We start from the raw sequence: 24,601 nt of genomic DNA, 5'->3' as shown, positions 1-24,601 counted from the left end.
GCGGCAGCGTGCAGACGAGCAGCATGCGGCGCTTGCCGTACAGGTCGCCGAGCCGGCCCGCTATCGGGGTGCACACGGCGGCGGACAGAAGCGTGGCGGTCACGACCCAGGAGGCGTTGGACGCCGAGGTGTCGAGGATCCTCGGGAGGTCGCCGATGAGCGGCACCACCAGGGTCTGCATGACCGCGGCCACGATGCCGCCGAACGCGAGCACGCCGACGACGCGCCCCGGGCGCACCTCGGGCCCGGGCTTGGTGTCTTCCATGGGTCTCAGGTCTCCCTCTGCTCCTGGGCGGCGGGTCCGGCTGCGCCTGGGCGGCGGCTCCGGCGGGCCGACCGGTGTGCACCGTACATGCGGTGTGCATAATGCACAACGAATGCAGGGTGCATGACCTGCGTGGTATACCTGCACCGCCACCGAAACCAGGAGAAACCCCAGCTCAACTCCGGCGAGCCCGGGCCAGGAAGGACGAGCCGCGATGCCCCGCAAGGACAAGTCCGCACAGCGCGTCGAGTTCGAGGCGATGCTGCTCAGTCGGCACGGCTATCTCTTCGGCTCCCGCACCCGGGCCGCGGGCTGGCAGCTCGACCGCAGCGCCTACATCCTGCTGACCCGCCTGCGCATGGACGGCCCCCAGTCCATCAGCCAGCTCAGCGACGCCTTCGGCCTGGACACCTCGACCCTCAACCGGCAGACCGCCGCCATGATGCGCGCGGGCCTGGTCGAGCGGATCCCCGACCCCGGGGGCGGCATCGCCCGCAAGTTCCGCGTCACCGAGCAGGGCGAGGAGAGCCTGGACGCAGACCGCGCCTGCAACCTCCAGATCCTGGAGAAGCTGCTCGACGACTGGACGGCGGAGGAAGTCGCCACGTTCGCGGCGGACTTGGAGCGCTTCAACCACGCGATCGAGCGCTTGGACGGGCGCCCTTGGCCACGCCCCTGAGGGGCCCGAAGCACCACACCCACCGGGCCGAGCGCGCCGGGAGCACGGCGCCGTCCCCCGGCGCATGCCGCGCACGCCACTTCCGCGACGCACCTTCACCCCATCCGGCTGTTTGCCCGCCGACGGCCCGGCCCGGACCCTCGGCGCCCACAACACTCGCCAGGAACAAGGGAGTCGGGCGCGAGGATGCCCGGCACCCTCTCGGCGCGAGCGAGAAGCGACAGGGGAACGACCATGGTCAAGCGATCACGGCAGACGGCTGCGGCACTACGGCGACGGCTCGGCGGGCCGCTCATGGCGGCGGCCTCGGCGCTGCTGCTGGTGGCGGCGGTGCCGACCAGCGCGCACGCGGCCAGCGGCCAACTCACCTACATCCGGGCCGACACCGGCACCGTGGACGCCTTCTTCAACCCGCCGAACGACGTCTGCCTCCAGATCCCCGGCGGTGCGGTGCGCCTCGGCAACGACACCGACGCGACGGTCTTCGTCTACCCGGACCCCTCGTGCAGCCAGGGCTGGGACCTGGTGGGCGTGGGCGCGCAGTGGGACGCGCCCACCGGGACGGCCGCGCAGAGCGTGCGTCTCGGCTCCACCGGCTGACGGACCCCGCGTCCGCGCCGACTCCGCGTACGAGCCCACGGGTTCACTGGCGCACGCCGTGACGTCGACGGATCCGGGCTCTGTCCCGCCTTGTCGACCACGGCGTGCCCCGCACGCGTCGGCACAGGTCGCCCTCCTCGGAATTCCGGTCGATCCGAGCCGCCCTCTGTAATAACCTCAGAGCAGTTGAGGCTGTTACGCGCACGATACTTGGGGGACTTGGTGGATCGGGAACTGGTCGGGATCTGGGCGGCGGGCTGGGCGGTCTCGCGGGCGACGCCGCGGCCGGTGGCGCACCCATGGGGCTGGTACATCGAGGTGGGCAAGCCCGCCCAGGCGGGCCGGCACGTGGTGACCGAGGCCCGGGAGCCGCTGGTGCGCGCGGCGGCCGCCGCGGTGACGGTGCCGCACACCTGGCTGAAGGTGCCCGCGGAGCCGGCGGACGTCGAGCCGTGGCTGCCCGAGGGGTGGATCGTCGACAAGGAGGACACCGGGCACTTGATGGCCGTGGACCTGCGGACGACACACCCGGCGGCGCCCGAGGGCTACACGGTGTCGGCGGAGACCCGGGCCGGGGTCACCTACGTCCGCGCGCACGACGGGGCCGGGGAGCTCGCCGCGAAGGGGCAGATGGCGGTGGTCGGCGGGGCGACGGTCGTGGACCAGGTGGAGACGTCACCCGCCCATCGCCGCCGGGGACTTGGCGGCCTGGTGATGCGCACGCTGGCCGACCGGGCCGTGGCCGAGGGGGCTACGGTCGGCGTTCTGGGCGCGACGGACGGGGGGCGGGCGCTGTACGAGTCGCTGGGGTGGACGTGGAAGGCGCGGCTCGCGGCGTGCGTGTACCGGCCGTGAGGGTCCCCCTGAAGCCGGGCCACGGAGCCGGCAAAGGGAAAGGGAGGCCCAGTCGGCCAACCGGCCCAGGGCTGCCGGCAGTTCAGTCGGCCAACTGACCCAAGGATCCCGGCAGTTCAGTCGGCCAACTGACCCAAGGCTGCCAGCAGTTCACGCTCGCGACCGGCACTGAGCCCCGCGCGCCGGGCCCGGTCCAGGCCCTGTTCGCGCTCCCAGCGCAAGGTGTCGGCCAGCAGTTCCGCGCGGGGCCGGTGGCGCAGCCCCGTGGCGTGCGCCGCGGCCCCGCTGCGGGCCGACCACCCTTCCCAGCCGGGCTCGACCACCCACATCGGCAGCGACTCGACGCCCATGTACTCGGCGACGCCCTGCGCGAGCAGCCACGCGGAGTCGGCGGCGACCACGGGACCGGTGTGCCCTCCTGCCTCGCGGGACAGCCGGATCCACTCCCCGAACGGCACGACGGGACCGACGGCGTTGTACGTGCCGGTGGTGCCCCGCTCCGCGCAGTCGAGCAGCCAGGCGGCGAGGTCGCGCACATCAATGGCCTGGGTCGGCAGGGCCGGTGTGCCGGGAACCAGCAGGGGCTCGTGCGGATCGCGGGCGGAGCGGGCCGCCCAGTAGCCGGAGCGCCCACTGCCGTCTCCCGGACCGCCGATGAGCCCGGCGCGCGCGACGAGGAGACGCTCCCCGACGGCACCCTGGGATGCCTGCTCGCAGGCGGACTTGGCCTCGCCGTACAGCTCGCGGTCGGCCTCGTCGCGGTCGGCCGGAGGAAGCAGCGCGGCCGACTCGTCGGCGCCCGGCTCGGCGTGGGAGGCGTAGGCGCTGACGGAGGACACGTACGTCCAGTGCCGGGCCCGGTCGCCGAGGGCCGCCAACGCGCCCCGTACGAAACCGGGTTGCCAGGACACTTCCACGACGGCGTCCCAGGTGCGGTCGAGGAGCGGCTCGTACGCCGCGTGCCCGCGCCGGTCGGCGGTGACGAGCCGCGCCCCGTCCGCGACCTGTCCGCTCTCACCCCGGGCCAGACACGTCACCCGGTGCCCGCGCTCGATCGCCTGCCGCGACACCTCCCGGCCCAGCCAGGCCGTCCCTCCCAGAACCAAGATCTCCATAGGGCCACCCAAGCAGTCGGGCGGCCCGGCCGCCCAGGGGCTTAGCTGACAGCAGACACGGGACGGGGGTGCGGGGTGCGGGGTGCCCGGAGTCCGCGCAATCGGCCTCGACGTCACCGCGCATGGTGACGGGCGAGTGCGGCCAGGGTGCGGGCTAGCCCGCCCGACCGCTCGTCCGGGGTGAGCACCGCACCGCTCTGCCGGCACACGGTCCCGAGGACCCGGCTGCCCTCGTGCACCACCAGGTCGACGGGGGGATCGAGGTGGCGGGCCTCGTGGAGGAACGCGGTCGCGTCGCCGGAGAAGCGGGCGCTGAGGTCGATCACCAGGACGTCGGGGAGCAGGGTGCGGGCGCGGGCCAGGGCGAGACCGCCGTCGTAGGTGTGGGAGACGACGGAGAGCTCGGGGACGCCCTCGATCTGGGCGATCAGCTCGCTCGCCCGCGATGTTCCGGCGAGTACCAGGACGGTCAGCACTCCCCCATTGTCGAAGGGGTCATCCGGCCGCGCACGCGTGGGCCGTCCGCGCCGGTGGGGGCTCAGTGCGACGTGGCGCGTGCCGCGTCGCGGCGTGCCGTGGGAACCTCCGTGCCGCCGGGGGCGGTTGGGGCGGGCAGGCGCAGGGTGTACACGGTGTCGGCGCCGTCGGGGCCCGCCACCGCGTACGGCATCCCGAGGTCCGTCACGGCCCGGCGCACGGCAGTGTCGTCGAGTGCCGCGCAGACCCGTAGCGTGCGGCAGCCGGACTCGTACGCGGTCTCGGCGAGTGCGGCGAGCAGCACACCGAGCAGACCGCGGTCCCGCCAGGCAGCCGCGGCCAGCAGGATCGCGTCGCCGCCGTCCCCGTCCTGGGCCAGCGAGGCCCAGCCGACCGGGCGCCGTCCGGGCGCCTCGGCCAGCACGCCGCGCCCGGCCCGCGAGCCCAGCAGCCGGGGCAGCGCCGCACGGTCGGGGAACCCGGAGCGGGGCCGTGGCGGGAGCGGGGCGCACAGAGCGTGCAGGGCGGCGACGGCGCGCAGGTCGCGGAGGGTGGCGGGGCGCAGCAGGGCGCGGGCGCCGCCGGGCAGGACGACGGTGCGGCGGCGGCGCCGCGTCCGCCGGATCGCGGCGGCGGCCCGGGAGGCCCGGGAGGCCCGGGAGAGAAGATCACTTTCAGGCATGTGACGCACCGTACCCGCTTCATCACACAACGTAGTTGATGCCGTTGTCGGCCCCTCTGGTGCGGGCCACGTCGTTCAGACGGTGATGCGGTACGGGAGGATGCACAACCACCCTGTCGGTACGGGCCGCACCTCCGGGCGAGGGGTGCGTGCCGCTCGCCCGGAGGTGGACAGGAGGTGGTGCGCGGGCTACAGGCCCACGTCGCGGGCGCTGAGGTCCGCCAGGGACTCGCGCCGCACGAGCAGCCGGGCGTGCCCGGACCTGACGGCGGCCACCGGCGGCCGGCCGACCAGGTTGTAGCCGGAGGCCATGGACAGGTGGTAGGCCCCGGCCACCGGCACTGCGAACAGGTCACCCGGACGTACGTCGGAGGGCAGCCGGACGTCGGAGGCGAGGACGTCGCCCGCCTCGCAGTGCCGGCCCACCACGGTCACCTCGGCGGGCTCGGCGGTGCTGTGGCGGCCCACCAGGCGGGGCGCGTAGCGCACTCCGTACAGGGCGGGGCGGGGGTTGTCGCTCATGCCGCCGTCGACGGCCACGAACGTGTGCCGGACGGTGCGCTTGACGGCGAGCACGTGGTACAGGGCGACGCCTGCCGGGCCCGCGATGGCCCGCCCCGGCTCGATCATCAGGCGGGGCACCCGGAGCCCGGCGAGCGCGCACGCCTCGATCAGCTCCGTGCGGACCTCGCGGGCCAGCGCGGTGATGTCCAGGGCCGGTTCACCGGCGCGGTAGGCGATGCCGTGGCCGCCGCCGAGGTCGAGCTCGGGCAGTTCGAGGCCGTAGCGCTGGTGCAGTCCCGCCATGAGGTCGACCATGCGGCGCACCGCGGCCAGATAGGGCTCGACACCGGTGATCTGTGAGCCCAAGTGGCAGTGCAGACCGGTCAGTTCGAGCTGCGGCTGAGCCCGGATCAGGTCGATGGCGTGCTGTGCGTAGCCGTCCGCGACGGTCAGGCCGAACTTCTGGTCGTCGGTGCCCGTGCGGATCTTGTCGTGGCCGCCCGCGCTGATGCCGGGCACCACGCGGACCATCACCTTCTGGTGGCCGTCCGGGCCGACGGCGGCGGCGAGCCGGGCGATCTCGGAGGGGCTGTCGATGACGATGCGGCCCACGCCGAGCCGCAGCGCCGCCTCCATGTCCTGCGGGGACTTGGCGTTGCCGTGCAGGACGATGTGCTCGGGCGGGAACCCGGTGGCGACCGCGAGCTCCAGCTCGCCCGCGGAGCAGACGTCCAGGCCGAGGCCCTCCTCCTGCACCCAGTGCACCATGGCCCGGCACAGGAACGCCTTGGCCGCGTACAGGACTTCGGCGTCGGGGAACGCCTGCACATAGGTGCGGCAGCGCTCGCGCACCTCGGCCTCGTCGAGGATGTAGACGGGGGTGCCGAAGCGGTCGGCGAGATCGGCCAGGGGCACGCCGCCGACGGCGACCTCGCCCGCGCGGGGCTCGGTGGTGGAGGCGGGCCACACGGCCAGCTCATCGGCGACAGCGGCGACCGCCGGGTCGTGCACAGTGGTCATGATGCCTCCGCGGAAAGTGGTTCAGCCGGCTGGTCAGGGTCGTCCCGGGCACACTGCGGGCCGGGCTCGCCCCGACGCTACGCCCCGGCCCCCCACCCCTCCGGCCCCTCATGACGCGTTGCTGACGGCGAACGGCGGCACGCTGACGCGATGCTGACGGCGGCCGGATCCGCACCGGCCCTGTGGAGGTCGCCGACCGCGCCACCGACGCCTGGCGGCCGCGCCCAACGCGCACGAGCCGGCCGGGGAGCCACGGCCCTGACACCCGTCAACTTCGGTCAGGGACCGCACTGTTGTTGACGTTGTGAAGACCTCACTGGCGTCCGGTCGTTACCCCGGACAGACTGGTGGGCAGCGCGGGCGGGAGCCTGGCGGCGGGGAGGGGACGCTGTGCCGAACAGGACCGCACATCATGGAGGGCGACGGCCGGGGAACCTGCCGCCGGAGAGCACCAGTTTCCTCGGCCGGAGACATGAACTGCAGCTTCTGGAGGGCGTGTTGGCGCGCCCGGCCGCCGATGTCTTCGAGGACCGGCTGCTCACCCTCACCGGCGCGGGCGGCATCGGCAAGACCCGCCTCGCACTGCGCGCCGCCCGGCAGGCACAGGCCGCGTTCCCCGACGGCGTCTGGGTCACCGAGCTGTCCCCGCTGCACGACCCCGGCCTCGTCGGGCTCGCCGTGATGGAGACCCTGGGCCTGGCCGACCAGTCCACCAAGGACGTCGTGCCCACGATCGCCGACTGGCTCAGCGGGCGTCGGCTGCTCCTGGTCCTCGACTCCTGCGAACATGTGCTGCCCGGCTGCGTCGCCATGCTGCGCGAGCTGCTGGCCGACGCGCCGGGGCTGCGCGTCATGGCCACCAGCCGGCAGCCCCTCGGCGTCGGCGGCGAGCAGCGCATCGACGTCGACCCGCTGCCCGTGACCGGTGAACACGCCGTGGCGGCACGGCTGTTCGCCGAGCGGGCCGCGGCCGCCACGCCCGGCTTCCGTCTCGACGCGCGCAACAAGACCGCCGTACGGGCCATCTGCCGCCGCCTCGACGGTGTCCCCCTCGCCATCGAACTGGCCGCCGCCCAGCTCACCGACCTGTCGGTGGAGGTCCTGCGCGAGCGGCTCGGCGAGCGGCTGCCCTCCCGCCTCGACCTGCTCACCTCGCCGGGCGACCGCACGCCGCCGCGCCACCAGGCCCTGCGCACCACCATCGGCTGGAGCCACGAGCTGTGCGAGCCGCTGGAGCGGCTGCTGTGGGCGCGCCTGTCGGTCTTCGCCGGCAGCTTCGACCTGGAGGGCGCCGAGCAGGTGTGCACGGGCGGCCCGCTGCCCCGGCAGCGGATCGTGACGCTGCTGGCCCAGCTCATCGACAAGTCCGTCGTACGCCGCGACGAGCGCGACTGGAACCGCTTCCGCATGCTCGACACGGTCCGCGAGTACGGCGCCGACTGGCTGCGCGCCCTCGGTGAGGAGCGCCGACTCCGGCTGCGCCATCGGGACTTCTACCGCGATCTGGCCCGGCGGGCGTGCACCGAGTGGAACACCGGCAGTCAGGTCCTGTGGTGCGAGCGGGTGGTGGCCGAGCACAGCAACATGCGCGCGGCCGTCGACTTCGCGCTCGCCGAGCCGGACCCGCCGGCCGCCTTCGACATCGCGGCCTACACCGGCTTCCTGTGGCGGCACTGCGGCTATCTGCGCGACGCCCGCGCGATCCTGGAGCCCGTGCTCACCGTCGACGGCGAGCCGGGCCCGGTGCGCACCCTCGCCCTGTGGAGCCTGGCCGCGACCGTCATCCTCCAGGGCGACCGGGAGGCGGCTGCGCTGTGGGTGGGCCTGTGCGTCCAGGCGGCCGCCGAGGAGGGCGACCCCACGGTGATCGATGCCGCCAAGTACGTGGAGGCGGGCGAACTGGCCGTGAGCGGACGCCTGGAGCGGGCCGTCGAGGTCTTCATGTCGGGGCAGCGGCTGCCGGTGCGCTCCGACTGGTGCGGGGCGGCGATGCTGCAGCGCCGGGCCGCCCTCGGCTTCGCGTATCTGATGATGGGCGAGCACGAGCGCGTCCTGGCCGTCTGCGAACAGGTCCTGCCGGACTGCGAACGCACCGGGGAGCACTGGGTGAGCGCCTATGTGAAGGGCTTCCTGGCGCAGAGCGCCCTGGCTCTCGGCGACGCGGTGGAGGCCGAGCGCAGGGCCCGCGAGGCCGCCGCCGGACACAGGGTCATGCACAACGTGCACGGGGTGGCGATGGCCCTCGACACCCTGGCCGGCTCCCTCCTCGTCCAGGGCGCCGCCGAACAGGCCGCTCTCCTCCTCGCCGTCACCCACCGCATCTGGCAGCTCACCGGCAAGGCGCAGATGAACTCCCCCCAACTCAAGGCGCTGCGGCGCGCGTTGGAGGACGACGCCCGCGCGGCCCTGGGCGACGGCGCCTATGAGGCGGCGTACCGGGAGGGGCTCGGGATGTCGTACGAGGAGGCGCTCGCGTACGTGGCGACGACGCGTTGACGCGGGGCGGGGTCAGCCCGCCCGCTCACACACTGCGCTCGACCACCTCGACCACCTCGACCACCTCGACCACCTCGACCGCCTCGACCGCCTCGGCCTCCTTCGCCGCCCGCTCCACCCGCTCGCGGTGGTCCGCCCACCACGCCGCGTCGCCCGCGGCCATGTTGTCGCCGTTCACCCTCAACCCCGTTGCCCCGTCGATGAGTTCACGCACCACGTCGGCGTGCCCGGCGTGCCGGTCCGTCTCCGCGATCATGTGGACGAGGACGCGGTGCAGCGTCACCTCGCGCCCCTCCTCCCCCAGCGGCAGCTTCCCCACCGCGTCGAGCGGGAGCGCCTCGATCGTCGCGTCCGCGTGCGCCCAGGCCGCGCGGTATCCCTCGACGATCTGCTCGCGCAACTCGTCGGGGGTCGCCCACAGGTCCGCGTTGGGCTCGGCGGCGCCGATGATCCACAGCGGCGGCCCGTCGAAGGGCCGCCCGAAGGTCGCGCCGAAGTACAGCGCCTCGGCGCCGGTCGCGTGCTTGACCAGACCCAGCAGGTTGGTGCCGGTCGGCGTCAGGGGGCGGCGGATGTCGTACTCGGAGAGCCCCTCCAGCTTCCAGAGCAGGGCGTCGCGGGCGTCCTGGAGGTAGAGGCGGAGGTCGGCCTTGGGGTCGGGCAGCCTCTTCGGGGCTGCTTGGGGCTGCGCGGCTGTTCCGGTCATGGAGGGAGTCTGCCGGACTCATGATCGTTGTCCACCGAGTTTCCCGGGCTCCCGGAATCCCGGACCTCGGCCTTGGCCTTGGCCTCGGCCTCGGCAGACTTCCTGGCCCCCTCGTCCCCTCGTCCCCGCGACCTACGCCCTCCGCCCGAGGCGCCCCGTGATCATCCGCGTTAGCGTCCGTCACCATGACCACGCACCCCGCCCCGCCGCGCGACCCCGGCCGACGCAAGCACGACGTCCTCAAGAGGCTGCGCGAGGAGTTGGACATCTGGGTCGCCTCGGCCGACGCCGAGGGGCTGCCGTGCCTGGTGCCGCTCTGGTTCGTGTGGCACGACGACGCGCTCTGGCTCGCCACCCGGCCGGCCAATCCGACCGGGCGCAACCTCGCGTCCGGGGGCCGGGCCCGGCTCGCCCTCGGTCACACCCGTGACGTCGTCCTCATCGACGGAACGGTGGACACCTTCCCGGCCGCCGAGGTGCCGGCCCCGGCGGCGGAGGCGTTCAAGGACCGTACGGGATGGGATCCGCGCACCCACGGACCGTCGTCGTACGCGTACTTCAGGGTCGTCCCGCAGGCCGTGCAGGCGTGGCACGAGGAGCACGAGCTGCGGGGCCGTCACCTCATGCGTGACGGGCAGTGGACCGTGTGAGGGCACGCTGCTTCAGGGCGGCCGCGCAGCGCGGGGGCTCGGTGTGGGCCGGGTCGAGGGCGTTGAGGGCGAGGCGGGTGACCACGGGGTCGGCCGCCAACTCGCTGTGCGGGGTGGCGTGGTGGGGGCAGGCGTCCTGGATGGTGATGTTGTCGACGTCCGGGCCCTTGAGGAAGGCGTCGCGGTAGTTGTTGAGGATGTTGTCGACCTTGGTCGCGAGCACCGTGTAGCTGACGCCGGGCTGGGTCTCCGAGCCCTCGTTGAGGCGCTTGAGGAACGCGGACCCCGCGATCTGATCGCCGCAGGCGGGGCACGGCACGCCCAGGATGTCGCCCACGCCCACCAGCTTGAGCACCCAGTCCAGGAAGCTCCTGAGCTGCGGCTGTTCGCCGAGGAGTCCGTCGAGCAGGCTGCTGCTGAGCGTGCCGTGGTTGGTCGGCGCGATGCCCACCAGGCGGTGCACCTTGGGCGCGCCGTCCTCGAACTTCATGTACTGGCGCGGCATCACGCCGCCCTGGGAGAAGCCGACGATGTCGACCTGCTCGGTCCCGGTGGCGGCGAGCACGCCGTCGACGAAGGTCTTGAGCTGCTTCGCCGACTTGGCGATGGGTCCGACGCCCCCGGTCCAGAGCGAGAGGATGCTGTCGTTGCGGCCGTAGTCGAGCGCGAAGACGCAGTATCCGGCGGCCTTGTAGGCGGGGGCCTGCTTGGCCCAGACGGAACCGGTGGAGATCGTCCCGTGGACCAGGACGACGGGGCGGGGGTGGGCCGCCGAGGGCTTGCAGAACCAGTCGTTGACGCCGGGGAGGTTGGGTGTCGCGAGCGCCTTCGCGGCGAAGACGGGGTCGCTCGACGCGGCCGGGGCGGGCCGGGCGGCCTCGGTGGCCCGGGCGGCCGGGGACTGGAGAGCCAGGAGCGTGGTGGCCGCGGCGAGCGCGGTCAGGATGCGGTGGGGCCCGTGCATGTTTCCTCCGAGGGGGCGTCGTAACCAGGGGCAAACTCCCCGGCCCGCGCCGCCCGCTACACCCGTGGTGGTCCATCCGGCGTACGGATGCGCGGCGGGGCGCGCGTGGCCTGGGTGTTCAACCTCGATGTGGCGGCGGGTCCCCGGGCACCGGATGATCGTCGGGTGAGTGCGGAGAGTCGGGCTGCTCGCGTGAGCGGCGGCGAGGCGAAGGGCGAGGGCGGGCCGGGGGCGTGGTGGCAGCCGTCGTGGTGGCGCCTGCCGACGGGGCGGGCCGTGTCCTGGCTGCGCGCGCGGGGGCGGCGGGCGGTGCGTTGGGGGCGGGCGCGGACGCAGGGGACCGCCTCTTGGCTGCGCGCGCTGGGGCAGAGGCCCACTCCCTGGCTGCCCGCTCGAGCGCAGGGGCCTGCCTCCTGGCTGCTGCACACGCGAGCACAGGAGCTCGCCTCCTGGCTGCACACGCGAGCACAGGGGCCCGCCTCCTGGCTGCACACGCGAGCACAGGGGCCCGCCCGTTGGCTGCACGCGCGGGGGCGTCGGCTCATGTCCTCCCTGCGGACGCGGGGGCGGCGGCCCGCCTCCTGGCTGCGGCCGACGGCCTGGGTGGTCCTCGCCCTGTCTACCCTCGTGCTCGTCCTCGCGGGCTGTGCGCGCGCCACCCTCGTCAACCGGGCCTACTACCAGGACGTCCTGGACGAGCAGGACGCCTACGAGCGGCTCTACGACGAGGTCCTGGTCGACCCGGCGACGGCGCGCGTCACCCGGGATCTGCTGGGGCGGCTCCCGGTGCCCGCGGCACAGGTGACGGCGAACCTCAAGAACGTGCTGCCGCCCGCCACCCTGCGCACCCTCGTCGACGAGCAGATCGGCCACGCCGTCGCCTATCTGCGCGGCGAGGAACCCCGGCTGAGCCTCACCGTCGACCTGCGCCCCGTCCTGACGAACATCGGCAGCTTCGCCGGGATCTACCTGGGCGACCTGGTGGCGTCGGCGCAGGGGCGGCAGTCCGCCGACTTCCCCGCCTTCACCCGGGACCTGTCGGCGGCGCTCGGCGACATCGCCCAGGGCCGCCGCCCCGCGAACCTGCCGGAGCTGCGCCTGGACCGCGACACGGCGCGCCAGGCGACGGACTGGCTCATGGGACCCGTACCGGAGGACCGGCGGGCGGCGTTGCGCCCGCAGGTGGAGGCGGCGCTCGGCACCGGGGACGCGGCCTCGGCCCTGGCGGCCGTCGGCCCGTACGCGCTCGGCGGCAAGGGAGAGGCCGCCGCGGACCTCTCGGACCTCACGGACGACGGGCACTGGAGCGTGCTGCCGGACCTGGAGGCCGCGGGCGTCGACCTGGGGGCGGCCCAACAGGCCCGGCTCTTCACCCGGTTGACCCTGGGGTGGGTGCAGGGCGGCGCCGTCCTGCTCGGCCTTGCGGCGGCCGCGGTCCTCGCCTTCACCGGGGGCGCCTCGTGGCCGGTGCGGCTGCGCCGGGTGGGCGCGGCGCTCACGGTCGGCGGTGCGCTCGCCTCCCTGGTCTTCGCCGTGGCGGACGGGCAGGTGGGCGGCCTGATGGTGCGTCCGCCCGAGCACTGGCCACCGTCGCTGCGGAGCCTGCTCGACGACGTGCAGCACGGGGCCGCCGACGCGCTCCTCAGGGTGGGCCTGATCACGGCGGCGCTGCCGCTGCTCGCCGGGCTCGTCCTGGTCGGTGCCTCGTGGGCGTACGAGAAGGCGGTGGCCCGGCGCGCGGAGCTCCGGCCCCGGACGCGGCGGCGCAGGGCGGTGGTCGGGGCCGCGGGCGGCGCCCTGGTGGCGGCCGCGCTCGCGGGCACGGTGCTGGCGCCGATGGCGGCGGGCAAGGAGGCCCGCGAACTGTGCCTGGGCTCGGCGTCCCTGTGCGACAAGCGCTACGACGAGGTCGCCTATCTGGCCACGCACAACGCGATGTCGACGACGGCGGACCGGTTCATCGGACCGCTCCAGGACCCGGACATCACCGCCCAGTTGGACGCGGGTGCCCGCGGCCTCCTGATCGACACGACGACCTGGGAGACCCCCGACGAGGTGGCCGAGCGCCTCCAACTGGCCGACTTCCCCCCGGACATGAAGGAGCAGATCTCCCTCCTCATCAAGCGGGCCAACCCGCCGCGCCCCGGCCTGTGGCTGTGCCACGCGGTGTGCAGGGCCGGTGCGATCCCCCTGGTGGAGACCCTGCGCTCGATCGGCGGCTGGCTGGACGCGCACCCCGGCGAGGTCGTCACGCTCATCGTCCAGGACGCCATCGACGGCGAGCGGACCCGCACCGCGTTCCGCCAAGCGGGCTTGGAGCGGCTCGTGTTCACCCCGGACGCCGACCCCGGCCGGCCCTGGCCGAAGCTCGGCGACATGATCAGCTCCGGCCGCCGCCTGGTGGTCCTCGCCGAACAGGCCGACGGACCGGCGCCCTGGTACCGGAACTTCTACCGCTACGGCATGGAGACCCCCTTCTCGTACACCTCCCCGCAGCAGATGGCCTGTGTCCCGCACCGCGGCGGCACCGGCAAACGCCTCTTCCTGCTCAACCACTTCATCACCGACAAGGGCGGCAGCCGCCTGGACGCCGCCGTGGTCAACCAGCGCGCCTTCATCCTGGACCGCGCCCACCGCTGCGCACGGGAGCGCGGCCGCCCGGTGAACTTCATCGCCGTGGACTTCGCCACGATCGGCGATGCGCGGGGCGCCGTGGACACCCTCAACAAGGAGCACTGACGGGGGACTTCACTCGCCGGCGGGTGCATCCTCAGAGGGGTGCTCGGCCAGTTCGGCGGCCCAGGCGGTGGACCAGTCGACGAGCGGGCTGAGTGCGGCGTGGGCCTGGCGGCCCAGGGCGGTGAGGGCGTAGTGGCCGTCGGGGGTCTGGTGCACCAGGCGTGCCTCGATCAGTTCGACGAGGCGTTGGCGCAGCACGCTGGAGGACATGTCGCCGCACTGGCGGCGCAGGGCGCGGAACCCCAGGGCGCCTTCGTGCAGTTCCCACACCACGCGCAGGCTCCAGCGCCGCCCGAACAGGTCGAGCGCGGCCATGAGCGGGCGTCCGGTGGTCGAGCCGCGTACGGGCCGTCCTGGTGTCGGTGTGGCCATCGTGCCCCTCCCGCCCTCCTGTTGACCCATGCCCCTGGTGTTTCGGATTCCGAAACATTAGCATCGCAGGTCGATTCGGAATCCGAACCGCAGTGTGTGGGGCTCGTACGAGGAGGACGGCATGACGACCTTGATCACGCCTCTGTGCCGGCGGCTGGGCATCCAAGTGCCCCTGGTGCAGGCGCCCATCGGGTCCGCCGTCACCCCGGAGCTGGTGGCCGCGGTCGCCGGCGCGGGTGGGCTCGGCACCCTCGCGCTGACCTGGGTCACCGCCGAGCAGGCGGTGCGCCGGATCCGGGAGGTGCGGCGGCTGACGCCGGGGCCCTTCGCGGTGAATCTCGTGCTGGACTTCCCCGTTGGTGAGCTGCTCGATGCCTGCCTGGCGGAGGGCGTGCCGGTCGTCTCGACGTTCTGGGGTGACCCCGGAGACGTCAACGCCCGTGTGCACGCGGCCGGTTCGCTGCACGTCCACACCGTCGGCTCCGTCGCCGAGGCCGAACGCGCGGCCGCCGCGGGCGTCGACGTCATCGTGGCCCAGGGGTGCGAGGCGGGCGGGCACGTCCGCGGGGAGACCACCACGATGGCGCTCGTGCCCGCGGTGGTGGACGCGGTGCACCCGGTGCCCGTCATCGCCGCCGGAGGCATCGCCGACGGGCGCGGACTCGCCGCCGCACTGGCCCTCGGGGCCCAGGCCGGCTGGCTGGGCACCCGCTTCCTCACCGCCACCGAGGCGGCGACGCACGACGTCTACCGCCAGGCCGTGATCGGGGCGGCACCGCACGACGCGGTGCACACCCGGTGCTTCGACGGCGGCTGGCCCGACGCCCCGCACCGCGCACTGCGCAACTCCACGCTCCGCGCCTGGGAGGCCGCGGACCGCCCGGCCATGCCGCACCGCCCCGGCGAAGGAACCGAGGTCGCCCGCGACGCCGACGGGCGGGCCTGGTCGCGCTACGACGACATGGTCCCGATGCCCGGCATGACCGGTGAGGTGGAGGCCCTCGCCCTCTACGCGGGGCAGAGCGCCGGACTGGTGCGCGACGTCGCACCGGCCGGGCGCATCGTGCAGGACATCGCCGCCGGTGCCGCCGCCGTCGTGGGGCGTACCCGCACGCCCTGAGGGGCGCCCGGAGCCCTCCCGAGCCGCCCGTCCCTACGCCGCCCGCCGCGCCAGCGCCCCGTGCCGCCGCACGAGGTCCGCGTACCGGTGGCCGCTGCCCTTGATGGTGCGGCGCTGGGTCGCGTAGTCGACGTGGACGAGGCCGAAGCGCTTGTCATAGCCGTAGGCCCACTCGAAGTTGTCGAGCAGCGACCAGGCGAAGTACCCGGCGAGCGGGGCACCTTGGCGGGTCGCGCGGGCGCAGGCGGCGAGGTGGCGTTCGAGGTAGTCCGCGCGTTCGGGGTCGTCGACGGTGCCGTCGGCCCGTACGACGTCGGGATAGGCGGAGCCGTTCTCGGTGACGTACAGCTTGCGGGCGCCGTAGTCGTGGGTGAGGCGGAGCAGGAGGGTCTCGATGCCGGTGGCGTCGATCTCCCAGTCCATGGCGGTGCGGGGGACGTCGGGGACACGGATGTCGCGGGTGCGGGGCGCCGGTCCGTCCGGGTCGTCGGCGACCGTGGCCGGGAAGTAGTAGTTGAGGCCGAGCCAGTCGAGGGGGGTCGCGATGGTCTCCATGTCGCCTTGTCGCTCGGGGAGTTGGACGCCGTAGACGTCCTGCATGTCGGCGGGGAAGCCGCGGCCGTGGACGGGGTCGAGCCACCAGCGGTTGGTGTGGCCGTCCGCGCGGCGGGCGGCGGCGACGTCCTCGGGGCGGTCGCCACCGGGCAGGACGCGCGGCCAGGCGATCGACAACCGGTAGGCGTTGGCGCCGAGTCGGCGCATCAGGCCGATGTCCTCGCGCCAGCGGTGGTAGTGGTCGCAGGCGTCGTCGCCGTGGTCGTCGCCCGCGATCTTTCCGGGGGTGTGGGAGAAGGTGTCCCAGATGGAGGGCGAGCGGCCGTCCTCGGCGACGGCTCCCTCGATCTGGTACGCGGAGGTGGCCGTGCCCCACAGGAAGTCGTGCGGGAGGGCGGCGAGGTCGATGGCGTCGGACACAGATGTCCCTTCGGGGGGGAGTTGAGAGGGAGCGCGGCGGTGCGGGGCCTTCTGCTCACTTCACGGCGCCCGCCGTCAGGCCCGCGACGAGGTAGCGCTGGAGCAGCAGGAATCCGGCGACCACGGGCACGCTGACGACGAGCGACGCCGCCATGATCTGGTTCCAGTAGACGTCGTTCTGCGTGGAGTAGCCCTGGAGGCCGATGGCGACCGTGCGGGTCGTGTCATTGGTCATGACCGAGGCGAAGAGGACCTCGCCCCAGGCCGTCATGAAGGCGTAGACGGCGACGGCCACGATGCCGGGGATCGCCGCCGGGACGACGACGCGGAACAGCGCGCCGAGCGGCCCGCAGCCGTCGACCAGGGCCGCCTCGTCGAGGTCGCGCGGGACCGAGTCGAAGTAGCCGATGAGCATCCAGATGGAGAACGGCAGCGAGAAGGTGAGGTAGGTGAGGATGAGCCCGGCGCGGGAGCCGAACAGGGCGATGCCGGTGGCGTTGCCGATGTTCACGTAGAGCAGGAAGAGCGGCAGCAGGAAGAGGATGCCGGGGAACGGGGGGCCGGACGGGTTCCTGGGGGTGCTTGGGAATGCCTGGGATGCGGGAGGGCGCGTGGACCGTGCACGCCCTGGTCGCGGTGCCCGTGGTGGTGGCGCTCGGGATCCTGCGCGGGGGCGCTGTCGGACGGGTCGGTGACGGGGCTCAGCCGTCGCTGTCCGCCCGGACGTTGCGCATCCGCCCGTACGCGTACACACAGCCGGCCAGCGCGAGGTCGGACAGGAGCATGAAGCCGATGGAGTACGAGTCCTTGGCGCTGTAGATCGCGCCCATGACCAGCGGCGGGACGAAGCCGCCGAGGCCGCCCACCGCGCCCACGATGCCGGTGACGCTGCCGACCTGGCGCTGCGGGGTGACCTGGGAGACCAGGGCGAAGACGCTGCCGCTCGCGGTACCGAGACCGGCGGCCATGACCAGGAGCGAGATCGTGCCGACGGGGTTCAGGCCCGGGTCGAATGCCTGGACGATGGCGAGCAGCGCGACCACGGCGAGGGCGGCCGCCGTGACGAGGGCGGGGTGGATCCGGTCCGAGAGCCAGCCGCCGATGGGCCGGAACACCACGGTGACCAGGGCGAACCCGGCCGCCTTGGTGCCGGCGTCGGTGGGCGAGAGCTCGTACCAGGTCTTGAGGTAGGTGGGCAGATAGACGCCGAACGCGACGATCCCGCCGAAGCCGATCGCGTACAGGACGGACAGCTCCCACGTCACGCGCAGCCGCCCGGCCCGGCCGAGCCGGGTGCCGAGCGAGGCAGTGGGCACCGGCCGGTCGGGGCGGTCGGTGATGAGGAGGGCGCCGAGCACGGCGAACGCGGCGAGCGCGACGGCCACCACCAGGAACGGAAGGTTGGCGCCGTGCTTGGCGATGCGCGGCGTGAAGTAGCCGGAGAGCGCGACGCCGCCCATGCCCATGCCGAAGACACCGAGGGCGAGGCCGCGCTTCGCGGGCGGGAACCAGGAGTTGACCAGGGGGATGCCGATCGCGAACGTGGTGCCGCCGAGCCCCAGGAAGAACCCGACGACCAGCATCAGCGGGTAGCTGTTCTTGACCGGGATCAGCAGCAGGACGGGGACGATGGTGAGGGCCGCCACGACCGGGAACATCAGCCGGGCGCCGTACCGGTCGGTGAGCGCTCCCACCGGGACACGGCCCAGCGAGCCGACGATCACGGGCACGGCGACCAGCAGCGACTGCTGGAAGGAGCTGAGCCCGAGCCGGTCCTTGTAGTCCGTGGCCAGCGGGGCGATCAGGTCCCAGGCCCAGAACGTGAGCGCGAAGCCGATCGTCGCCACCACCAGGTTGCGGTAGGCGGCGCCGGAGGGCGCGGCGGCCGGGGCCGGTGGGGCGCTCGCAGGTGCGGTTCCGGGGGCATCCACACCCTCACCGTAGGGACGGCGGGGCGCCCTGGCGTGCGGCGCTGCCCCGTACGGATGACCCGGGCGGGACCGCCCACCCGGTCCGGGTGGGCGGTCGCGCGGGTCAGGAGACGAAGCCGCGGGTCACGTGCGTGCCCGAACCGTCGTTCTCCGCGTGGTAGTTGGACTCGCCCACGCAGTCGCTGTACTCGTAGTTGGCCCGCGAGGTGCCGCTGAGCCCGCTCGCGTCGGTACTCGTGGGTCCGCCGAAGACGGCGTCCGACCTGGGCATCTGTGCGCAGCTGGGGATCCCCGCGTAGTACTCGACGAAGCCGCCCTGGGAGCCGCGGAGGTTTCCGCTGCCCGAGGGGAGCGTCCACGTCCCGAGGTGGGTCTCCTTGCCGGTGACCGTGTCGCGTGCCGTGCCGGTCCAGGTGTCGCTGCCGCTGCGCTGGACGCGGAGGTCGTAGCGGTGGCCGTAGACGGCGTCGAAGTCGACGGCGCAGGTGACGCCGGGGCCGCCGTCGGCGCCCGCGTGGCAGAGCGGGTCGGTGGTGGTGGAGCCCGCGACGAAGCTGGAGAAGCGGGCGGACAGTCGTTCGTGGCCGCCGCTGTCCGGGCGCGGCTGGAGGCCGGTGTAGCCGACGTCGGGTGCGCCGGTGAAGCCGAACTGCTGGGCGAAGTAGATGCCGCTCTGGTGGGCCGTCGCCTTGTTGACGGTCATGGGGAAGGTGATGTTGCTCAGGCCCGCGGCCGGGGTGTTGCCGATGGACCAGCTGACGGACACGTTGCCGCCGCCGACCGACGCCGACGCCGCGGCCGGGGAGGTCACCGCCAGCAGCCCGGCGGCCGCGGCCGCGAAGCCGTGACGGAGCATGGATCTACGTACTGACATGGGGGTTCTCCTCTGATTCGCGCTACGTGTGGGGGTCTCGCTGCGTGCGGAGGAGCGGACGGGACTCGCGGCCCCGCCGCAGGGAAAGACGGGGAAGGTGCGGCGGGCGCGGACAGCATGATGGCCGCGGGGCGCCCGCCCGGTCGACGGCGCGCACACGGCGGGGCCCCAAAAGTCCATCGGGCCCGCGCGGAAGTCCATGTCGGCGCGGGGCGGGCGGGGGCACGCTGCTGCGCGGCGGTTCCTGTCGTCCCGTGCCGTCGGGGCGGCGGGAACTGCCCTCCACTCCCCCCACCCGTCCGACCCTGGAGCTGCCGTGGCCCGCTTCCGAAGAGTCGTCTCGTCCCTCGCCGCCGTGGCACTGGCCCTGACCGGCGGGGCGCTGGCCCAGGCCGCGCCCACCCCCACGCCGCAGGCCGACCGGGCCGACGCCGGATACACCGTCTCGGTCGGCTCGACGGGCAGCTACGCCCACCCCACCGACACCCCGGCGAGCCCGTACACCGACAAGGACGGCACGTTCTACTTCCAGCAGTCCGCCGCGCTCTACGGCAAGGACGACCCGCGCTACTGGGACTTCTTCACCGGCAAGGACTTCGACGACGCCAAGCGGTCGAGCGCCATCAGCGACGCGGTGAACCCCGCGAACGACAAGGACCGCAACAACGACACGACGTGGCGCTGCAACAACAGCCCCACCGGCCTCAAGGCGACGGCGGCGCCTGCCGGTTCCGGCTACTCGCAGAAGAACTACTGCGATCTGTCCGGGGTCTGGGTCGATCCGGACTCCGGTGACTGGTACGGCCTGGTGCACAACGAGTTCACGCCGCAGCCCTTCGGCGACGGCATCCACTACGACGCGATCGACTACGCGGTCTCCACGGACCAGGGCAGGACGTGGACCGTCAAGGACCACGTGATCACGTCCCCGTACAGCACGAAGCGCGGCGACACCGGGCAGTTCCCGCACGAGACGTACTCGTACGGGGACGGCGACCAGCGGCTCTTCGTCGACGCGGCCTCCGGCTACTTCTACGTGTACTACGGCTCGAGGATCGTGGCGAAGGGCGGCAACTGGGAGGACAGCCTCGCCCATGTGGCCCGCGCGCCGATCGCGAAGAAGATGGCGCCGGACTCGTGGGAGAAGTGGTACGACGGCGCCTGGTCGCAGCCCGGTGTGGGCGGCAAGGAGAGCAACATGGTTCCGGCGAACGAGCCGGGCGACACGGGCTACACCCCGGTCGAGGGCGACTACGACCCCGCGAACAAGGGCAGCGTCGCCCAGCAGATCGCGGCGGGCGAACTCCCCCCGAAATCACCGCTGTTCGTCATGAACATCGCCTACGACGCCTACCTCGGCCAGTACATCGGCGCACCGGAGACCGTGAACGGCAAGGCACCGCAGCAGTACTACGTGACGGACGACCTCTCCACGCAGAAGTGGCGCCTGGCCGGTGACACGGGCAGCTACACCTCGAACTCCTGGTACCGCTGGTTCCTGGACGGCGCGAACAAGACGAACTCCACGATCGTCGGCAAGACGTTCCGTTCGTACTGCTCGATCGAGTGCGCCCACGGGGACGGCGAGTACGCGAACATCACGATCGACCGCGCGGGGGCCGCGGGTTCGGGTGCGAAGGCCGTGTTCGACCCGGCCAAGACGTACCGCATCGGCAGCGGCGCCGGACAGACGCTCGCGCGGTCCTGGTCCTTCAAGCCCAACGGCGACGGTTCGTACCGGATCGCCGACGCTGCGGGCGGAAAGCTCCTTGGCGTCGACAGCCGGTCGAAGGCGGGCCGGGCCTGGGGCGCGAAGACGGCACTCACGGCGGCACCGTCGGCCGGACCGACCGTGGGGCAGCAGTGGTTCGTCATCCCCACCACCGACGCGAAGGGCCGCGCGACGGGCCAGTACCGGCTGGTGAACCGCTACAGCGGCCTGGCGCTCGGGCTCGCCTCGGACCGCGGCAGGGTGACGGCCGGGACGGCGCCCGTACGGTCGTCGGCGGAGCAGACCTTGACGGTGACTCCGACGGGTTGAGGACCTGCGGTCAGGAATTCAGAGGGACATTCCCTTTCCCTTTCTCTCCGAATTCCTGCCCCTTGACCAATTCTTCCGTGATCGCTTTCAATCGGCGCGCGTCACCGGGGTCGAAGGACTTGTTTCCTTCGACCTCGACGCGCTTCTTCTTCCTGTACGCCGCGAAGGCGCCGCCGCCCGGCGGGTACTCCAGCAGTTCCACCATGGGCCGGACGGCCTTGTGGACCGGCGTCGCCGCGAGCGTGAAGGCCGCCTGCGTGAGGAGCCTCAGGGGCAGCGGGAGGGCGCCCGGCATGCCGGTGGCGACCACCCCGGGGTGGTAGCCGATGTAGGAGACCGGGCCGTCGGCGTACGCCTCGGCGAAGGCGACACCCAGCAGGTCGTTGGCCCGGAACGACTGCAGCGTGGCCTTGCTGCCGCTGTACCCGCGCTCAAGCTGCAGGTCGCCCCAGTGGATCCCGCCGAGGCCGATGCCGGGCGTGCCCACGTTCATGATCACCGGCTGCCGGGCGCGGCGCAGGGGGCTCAGGAGGCCGTGGCTCAGCAGGAATCGGCTGAGATAGGCGAGCGCGAAGCTGTGCTCGAACCCCTCCGGCGTCACCGCGCGCTTCCCGAAGAGGCGGTACCGCTGCGCGCACAGGACCAGCTTGTCCACCGCGTCGTACGTCTTCTCTATCTCCTCGACGACCTGGCGGGTCGCGGACACCGATGTCAGGTCGGCCCGCAGGAAGTGCGTCCGGTCCGCCGCGGACAGCCTCTCCGCCTCGGCGACGAGAGCCGCGCCCTTGGCGGGCGTACTCCCGATCGCGATCACTCTTGCCCCCGCCTTCAGGTAATGCAGTGCGAGGCCGCGGCCTAATCCGTCGGTGCCTCCGGTAATGACCACGGTCTGCATTCCGAGACCTTTCGGAAAGGTAAGTCAAAGGTAAGTCATCTGATGATGACTTGCTTAAGGTAAGAGCCGCCGAGCTAGCATGTCAACACTTGATGACGTGAGGAGCCGCCGATGGCAACCGACCACGAGCCGACCGCCCAGAAGCGGGACCGGGCCGCCACGCGCGCCGCGCTCCTGAACGCGGCCCGCGTGCGCTTCGCGCGGTTCGGCTACGAGGGCACCACCGTGCGGGACGTCGCCCAGGACGCGCGGGTCGACGCGGCGCTCGTGTTCCGGTACTTCGGCTCGAAACGCGCCCTGTTCGAGGAGGCGTGCGTCGACCACGAGGTGCTCGGGCAGGTGATGTCGGGCCCGCTGAACGAACTGCCCGCCGGGATGCTGGAGTCGGTGGTATTCCAGGACTGGTCCCAGTTCGCCGGGGAGCATCCGCTCGTCATGCTGCTGCGCTCCCCCTCGCACGGCCCGGCGCGCGAGCGCCTCGAACAGCAGGTGGACGCCGCCCACATCGAGGAGCTCATCAAGCAAGTGCGCGGCAAGGACGCGACGTTGCGTGCGGAGATGCTGGTGGCCTGCCTGCTCGGCATGGGCGTCATGCGCTCGGCCCTGCACTCGACGGCCCTCACCTCGGCCACGCTCGACGACGTGCTGCCCTACTTCACGGGGATCACCAAGGTGCTGGTCGAGGGGGACGGGCTGCCCACTGATTGATCTCCACGAGTACCGCGTCCACGTGCGGGCGCACCCGCTGCCGCAGCTCCGGGGTCCAACTCTCCTCGGGGTAGCGGCAGTTGAGGTACAGCTCCCTGGCGTACTCCAGGACGGGACGGTGCTCCGGGGGCAGGTGGGCGAGGGTCCAGTCGGCCGCGGCGTCCTTCGTCCGGATCTCGCCGGTGGCGAGGGTGGTCCAGATGCGCGCGAGGGTGAGCACGACGTTGCGGGTGTCGTCGTCGACGTCGCCGAGCAGGTCGGGGACGCCCGCCACGGCGGCCCGGACCACATCCTCGTGCGGCACGGGGTCCAGGACGCGGGCCGGGGGCGGGCCGCTGAGCGCGTGGTCGCCGGAGAGCACCGTCGTGAGCAGCAGGGCCAGGTCCGGCATCGGCTCCCGGCGGGGGACCTCGCCCGCCTCGTACTGCACGCGCAGCCACTCCCCGTAGAGGAAGTCGGCGGTCGGCGGGTAGCTCCAGGGGCGGACGTCGGACTGGACGACGACGATGAGTTCGACGGGGCGGCGGCCGTCCTGCGTGCCCGGGCCGGAGAGGGGCAGCAGCCCGTCGAGCAGCGCCTTCCGCTCCTGATCGGTGAGGGGCCGCCGCGTGACGGTCAGGACGTCGATGTCGCTGGCCGGTCTGAGTCCGGCGCCGAGGACGGCGGATCCGTGGAGATACGTGCCGAGGGCCGTGGGCCCCAGCACGCGGTCCACCAGGGCCACGATCTCCCGCACTTGATCCATCGCCCCAGCATGGTTCACGGGGTGACCGGCCGCACCTGCGTTTGCGGGCCACCACCACTCCAGGACACCGGCTCCACCGACTCATCCAGGAGGTCAACTCCCGGACTCCATCGGTGATTAGACAATGTCTCGGTTTGGTCTCGGTCTCGTACGGGCTGAGGATCCCGGCGCCCTCCCCTCGTACTCCGGCTTCGAAAGCTCCCAACCGGCGTACGACTCAAGGAGATTGCGATGCGCAGCACGTCTCGTTCGACCACCACCCTGCTGGCCGCCGCCGCGGCGGCGGGTGTCCTGGCACTGTCCGCGTGCGGCAGCGGCGGGTCCGACGACAAGGCCGACTCCGCACCGTCGTCACCGTCCTCGCCGTCCTCCTCGTCCGCGGCGCCGGGCGGGCAGGGCAAGAACGGCTCGATGGACCTGAGCCTGAAGTCCGGCACCGCGCGGCAGAACAACGCCCCGAAGAAGACCGGCGACTGGGCCAACGCCCCCGGCGAGCCCGCCGCCCAGCCGGTCCAGCGCTCCTGGGTCCAGCTCTCCGCGGGCCGGGCCGGCGACCTCGACCCTGTCGTGGTCAACGGCTCCGGCTTCACGCTCTACCGCTTCGACAAGGACACCGCCTCCCCCTCCCGGTCCAACTGCAACGGCGACTGCGCCACCACCTGGCCCCCGGTCCTCGTGAACCCCGGCGGCAAGATCTTCGTCGACGGCGTCAAGCCCCAGAACGTCGGCGTCATCACCCGCGCCGACGGCACCCACCAGGTCACCGTCGGCGGCTGGCCCGTCTACCGCTTCAGCAAGGACCTCAAGCCCGGTGACACCAACGGCCAAGGCGTGGGCGGTACGTGGTTCGGCGTCACGCCCGACGGCAAGAAGGCGGGGCAGCAGGGCGGCGGCACGACCGGTGGCGGACAGCAGGGCGGCGGCGCCCCGGCCACCAGCGCCATCCTCTTCGACGACGCCGGCTTCTCCGACAACGGCCCCTCCCAGGGCGTCGCCGGACCCGGCTGCCAGAACCTCGCCCGCCCGAAGGTGACCTCGTCGCTCACCGCCGACGGCTCCCTGAAGCTCTGGTCCGGGCGCAACTGCACCGGCCAGTCCAAGGTCGTGAACGGCAACGTCGCCGATCTGGCCGCCGTCGGCTTCGACAACAAGATCAGCTCCGTGAAGTTCGGCTGACCCGGCGGCGTA

Annotated in this window: 23 protein-coding genes and 1 pseudogene; 10 read left to right on the top strand and 14 right to left on the bottom strand. The window is 72.9% G+C overall.

The genetic code is table 11. The annotated features are described in order from the left end of the window. A partial coding sequence (locus tag ACFWYM_RS38615; RefSeq protein WP_384848145.1) for an MFS transporter occupies nt 1-265 on the bottom strand: 265 nt, incomplete at its 3' end. Nucleotides 266-479: 214 nt separating this feature from the next. On the opposite strand from ACFWYM_RS38615, the gene ACFWYM_RS38610 reads away from it, so the two are divergent. The 3 genes from ACFWYM_RS38610 to ACFWYM_RS38600 all read left to right on the top strand — a co-directional run bounded on the left by ACFWYM_RS38610 (nt 480) and on the right by ACFWYM_RS38600 (nt 2,399). Further along, entirely contained in the window at nt 480-944 is a 465-nt protein-coding gene (locus tag ACFWYM_RS38610) for a MarR family winged helix-turn-helix transcriptional regulator (protein WP_384848142.1), read from the top strand. Nucleotides 945-1,178: 234 nt separating this feature from the next. Further along, a complete protein-coding gene (locus ACFWYM_RS38605; protein ID WP_384848139.1) occupies nt 1,179-1,544 on the top strand; it encodes a hypothetical protein in 366 nt (121 codons plus the stop codon). Nucleotides 1,545-1,766: 222 nt separating this feature from the next. After that, nucleotides 1,767-2,399, top strand: coding sequence for a GNAT family N-acetyltransferase (locus tag ACFWYM_RS38600; RefSeq protein ID WP_384848155.1), 633 nt, complete (start codon nt 1,767-1,769; stop codon nt 2,397-2,399). A 116-nt stretch (nt 2,400-2,515) separates the two neighbouring features. Here the strand turns inward: ACFWYM_RS38600 and ACFWYM_RS38595 are convergent, their stop codons facing one another. From ACFWYM_RS38595 to lysA, 4 genes are all read right to left on the bottom strand, one after another. After that, nucleotides 2,516-3,514: an NAD-dependent epimerase/dehydratase family protein gene (locus tag ACFWYM_RS38595; RefSeq protein WP_384848136.1), complete on the bottom strand. Its 999-nt coding sequence runs from the start codon at nt 3,512-3,514 to the stop codon at nt 2,516-2,518. A gap of 113 nt (nt 3,515-3,627) precedes the next feature. Beyond that, nucleotides 3,628-3,990, bottom strand: a complete 363-nt coding sequence (locus ACFWYM_RS38590) for a hypothetical protein (RefSeq protein ID WP_384848133.1) — start codon at nt 3,988-3,990, stop codon at nt 3,628-3,630. Nucleotides 3,991-4,052: 62 nt separating this feature from the next. Beyond that, nucleotides 4,053-4,673, bottom strand: a complete 621-nt coding sequence (locus ACFWYM_RS38585) for a hypothetical protein (protein ID WP_384848130.1) — start codon at nt 4,671-4,673, stop codon at nt 4,053-4,055. 189 nt (nt 4,674-4,862) lie between these two features. Then, nucleotides 4,863-6,197 carry a diaminopimelate decarboxylase gene (gene lysA / locus ACFWYM_RS38580; RefSeq protein WP_384848127.1) on the bottom strand — a complete coding sequence of 445 codons (1,335 nt, stop codon included), beginning with the start codon at nt 6,195-6,197 and terminating at the stop codon, nt 4,863-4,865. Between the two features lie 495 nt (nt 6,198-6,692). On the opposite strand from lysA, the gene ACFWYM_RS38575 reads away from it, so the two are divergent. Further along, nucleotides 6,693-8,693 carry an ATP-binding protein gene (locus ACFWYM_RS38575; protein WP_384848124.1) on the top strand — a complete coding sequence of 667 codons (2,001 nt, stop codon included), beginning with the start codon at nt 6,693-6,695 and terminating at the stop codon, nt 8,691-8,693. Between the two features lie 25 nt (nt 8,694-8,718). On the opposite strand, the gene ACFWYM_RS38570 is transcribed toward ACFWYM_RS38575, so the two are convergent. After that, nucleotides 8,719-9,399 (bottom strand): DinB family protein, encoded by a 681-nt coding sequence (locus tag ACFWYM_RS38570; protein ID WP_384848121.1) that lies wholly within the window; start codon nt 9,397-9,399, stop codon nt 8,719-8,721. Between the two features lie 185 nt (nt 9,400-9,584). Between ACFWYM_RS38570 and ACFWYM_RS38565 the strand changes: the two genes are divergently transcribed. After that, the gene (locus ACFWYM_RS38565; RefSeq protein WP_384848118.1) at nt 9,585-10,049 is read left to right on the top strand and encodes a pyridoxamine 5'-phosphate oxidase family protein; all 465 of its coding nucleotides are present in this window, start codon (nt 9,585-9,587) and stop codon (nt 10,047-10,049) included. Here the strand turns inward: ACFWYM_RS38565 and ACFWYM_RS38560 are convergent. Next, nucleotides 10,021-11,013 (bottom strand): esterase/lipase family protein, encoded by a 993-nt coding sequence (locus ACFWYM_RS38560; protein WP_384848115.1) that lies wholly within the window; start codon nt 11,011-11,013, stop codon nt 10,021-10,023. The genes ACFWYM_RS38565 and ACFWYM_RS38560 overlap by 29 nt on opposite strands. Nucleotides 11,014-11,178: 165 nt before the next feature. Here ACFWYM_RS38560 and ACFWYM_RS38555 point away from each other — a divergent pair, with 165 nt between their 5' ends. Further along, entirely contained in the window at nt 11,179-13,752 is a 2,574-nt protein-coding gene (locus tag ACFWYM_RS38555) for a hypothetical protein (RefSeq protein WP_384848112.1), read from the top strand. Nucleotides 13,753-13,761: 9 nt separating this feature from the next. Here ACFWYM_RS38555 and ACFWYM_RS38550 read toward each other — a convergent pair whose 3' ends face one another. After that, complete coding sequence (locus ACFWYM_RS38550) at nt 13,762-14,124, bottom strand: winged helix-turn-helix transcriptional regulator (RefSeq protein WP_384848109.1); 363 nt, start codon at nt 14,122-14,124, stop codon at nt 13,762-13,764. A 121-nt stretch (nt 14,125-14,245) separates the two neighbouring features. Here ACFWYM_RS38550 and ACFWYM_RS38545 point away from each other — a divergent pair, with 121 nt between their 5' ends. Then, nucleotides 14,246-15,244: an NAD(P)H-dependent flavin oxidoreductase gene (locus tag ACFWYM_RS38545; RefSeq protein WP_384848107.1), complete on the top strand. Its 999-nt coding sequence runs from the start codon at nt 14,246-14,248 to the stop codon at nt 15,242-15,244. Between the two features lie 33 nt (nt 15,245-15,277). On the opposite strand, the gene ACFWYM_RS38540 is transcribed toward ACFWYM_RS38545, so the two are convergent. From ACFWYM_RS38540 to ACFWYM_RS38525, 4 genes and pseudogenes are all read right to left on the bottom strand, one after another. Beyond that, nucleotides 15,278-16,219, bottom strand: a complete 942-nt coding sequence (locus ACFWYM_RS38540; RefSeq protein ID WP_384848104.1) for a family 1 glycosylhydrolase — start codon at nt 16,217-16,219, stop codon at nt 15,278-15,280. A gap of 55 nt (nt 16,220-16,274) precedes the next feature. After that, a pseudogene (locus ACFWYM_RS38535) lies at nt 16,275-16,772 on the bottom strand (carbohydrate ABC transporter permease); the annotation flags it as partial. A gap of 148 nt (nt 16,773-16,920) precedes the next feature. Then, complete coding sequence (locus ACFWYM_RS38530; protein WP_384848101.1) at nt 16,921-18,150, bottom strand: MFS transporter; 1,230 nt, start codon at nt 18,148-18,150, stop codon at nt 16,921-16,923. Between the two features lie 103 nt (nt 18,151-18,253). Then, the gene (locus ACFWYM_RS38525) at nt 18,254-19,024 is read right to left on the bottom strand and encodes a hypothetical protein (RefSeq protein WP_384848098.1); all 771 of its coding nucleotides are present in this window, start codon (nt 19,022-19,024) and stop codon (nt 18,254-18,256) included. Nucleotides 19,025-19,340: 316 nt separating this feature from the next. Between ACFWYM_RS38525 and ACFWYM_RS38520 the strand changes: the two genes are divergently transcribed. Then, nucleotides 19,341-21,065: an RICIN domain-containing protein gene (locus ACFWYM_RS38520; protein ID WP_384848095.1), complete on the top strand. Its 1,725-nt coding sequence runs from the start codon at nt 19,341-19,343 to the stop codon at nt 21,063-21,065. A gap of 10 nt (nt 21,066-21,075) precedes the next feature. Here the strand turns inward: ACFWYM_RS38520 and ACFWYM_RS38515 are convergent, their stop codons facing one another. Next, the gene (locus ACFWYM_RS38515; protein ID WP_384848092.1) at nt 21,076-21,960 is read right to left on the bottom strand and encodes an SDR family NAD(P)-dependent oxidoreductase; all 885 of its coding nucleotides are present in this window, start codon (nt 21,958-21,960) and stop codon (nt 21,076-21,078) included. A 111-nt stretch (nt 21,961-22,071) separates the two neighbouring features. On the opposite strand from ACFWYM_RS38515, the gene ACFWYM_RS38510 reads away from it, so the two are divergent. Further along, a complete protein-coding gene (locus tag ACFWYM_RS38510) occupies nt 22,072-22,668 on the top strand; it encodes a TetR/AcrR family transcriptional regulator (protein ID WP_384848089.1) in 597 nt (198 codons plus the stop codon). Here ACFWYM_RS38510 and ACFWYM_RS38505 read toward each other — a convergent pair. Further along, nucleotides 22,625-23,413, bottom strand: a complete 789-nt coding sequence (locus tag ACFWYM_RS38505; protein ID WP_384848086.1) for an aminoglycoside adenylyltransferase family protein — start codon at nt 23,411-23,413, stop codon at nt 22,625-22,627. The two genes, ACFWYM_RS38510 and ACFWYM_RS38505, sit on opposite strands and share 44 nt — an antisense overlap. A gap of 231 nt (nt 23,414-23,644) precedes the next feature. On the opposite strand from ACFWYM_RS38505, the gene ACFWYM_RS38500 reads away from it, so the two are divergent. Beyond that, a complete protein-coding gene (locus ACFWYM_RS38500; RefSeq protein WP_384848083.1) occupies nt 23,645-24,589 on the top strand; it encodes a hypothetical protein in 945 nt (314 codons plus the stop codon). The last annotated feature ends 12 nt before the right edge of the window (nt 24,590-24,601 follow it).

The organism is Streptomyces sp. NPDC059009 (genome assembly GCF_042740175.1).
In the GTDB taxonomy this organism is placed as follows: Bacteria; Actinomycetota; Actinomycetes; order Streptomycetales; family Streptomycetaceae; genus Streptomyces.
Note: the sequence above shows the minus strand (reverse complement) of the source record. Positions and strands in the feature narration are given on the sequence as shown.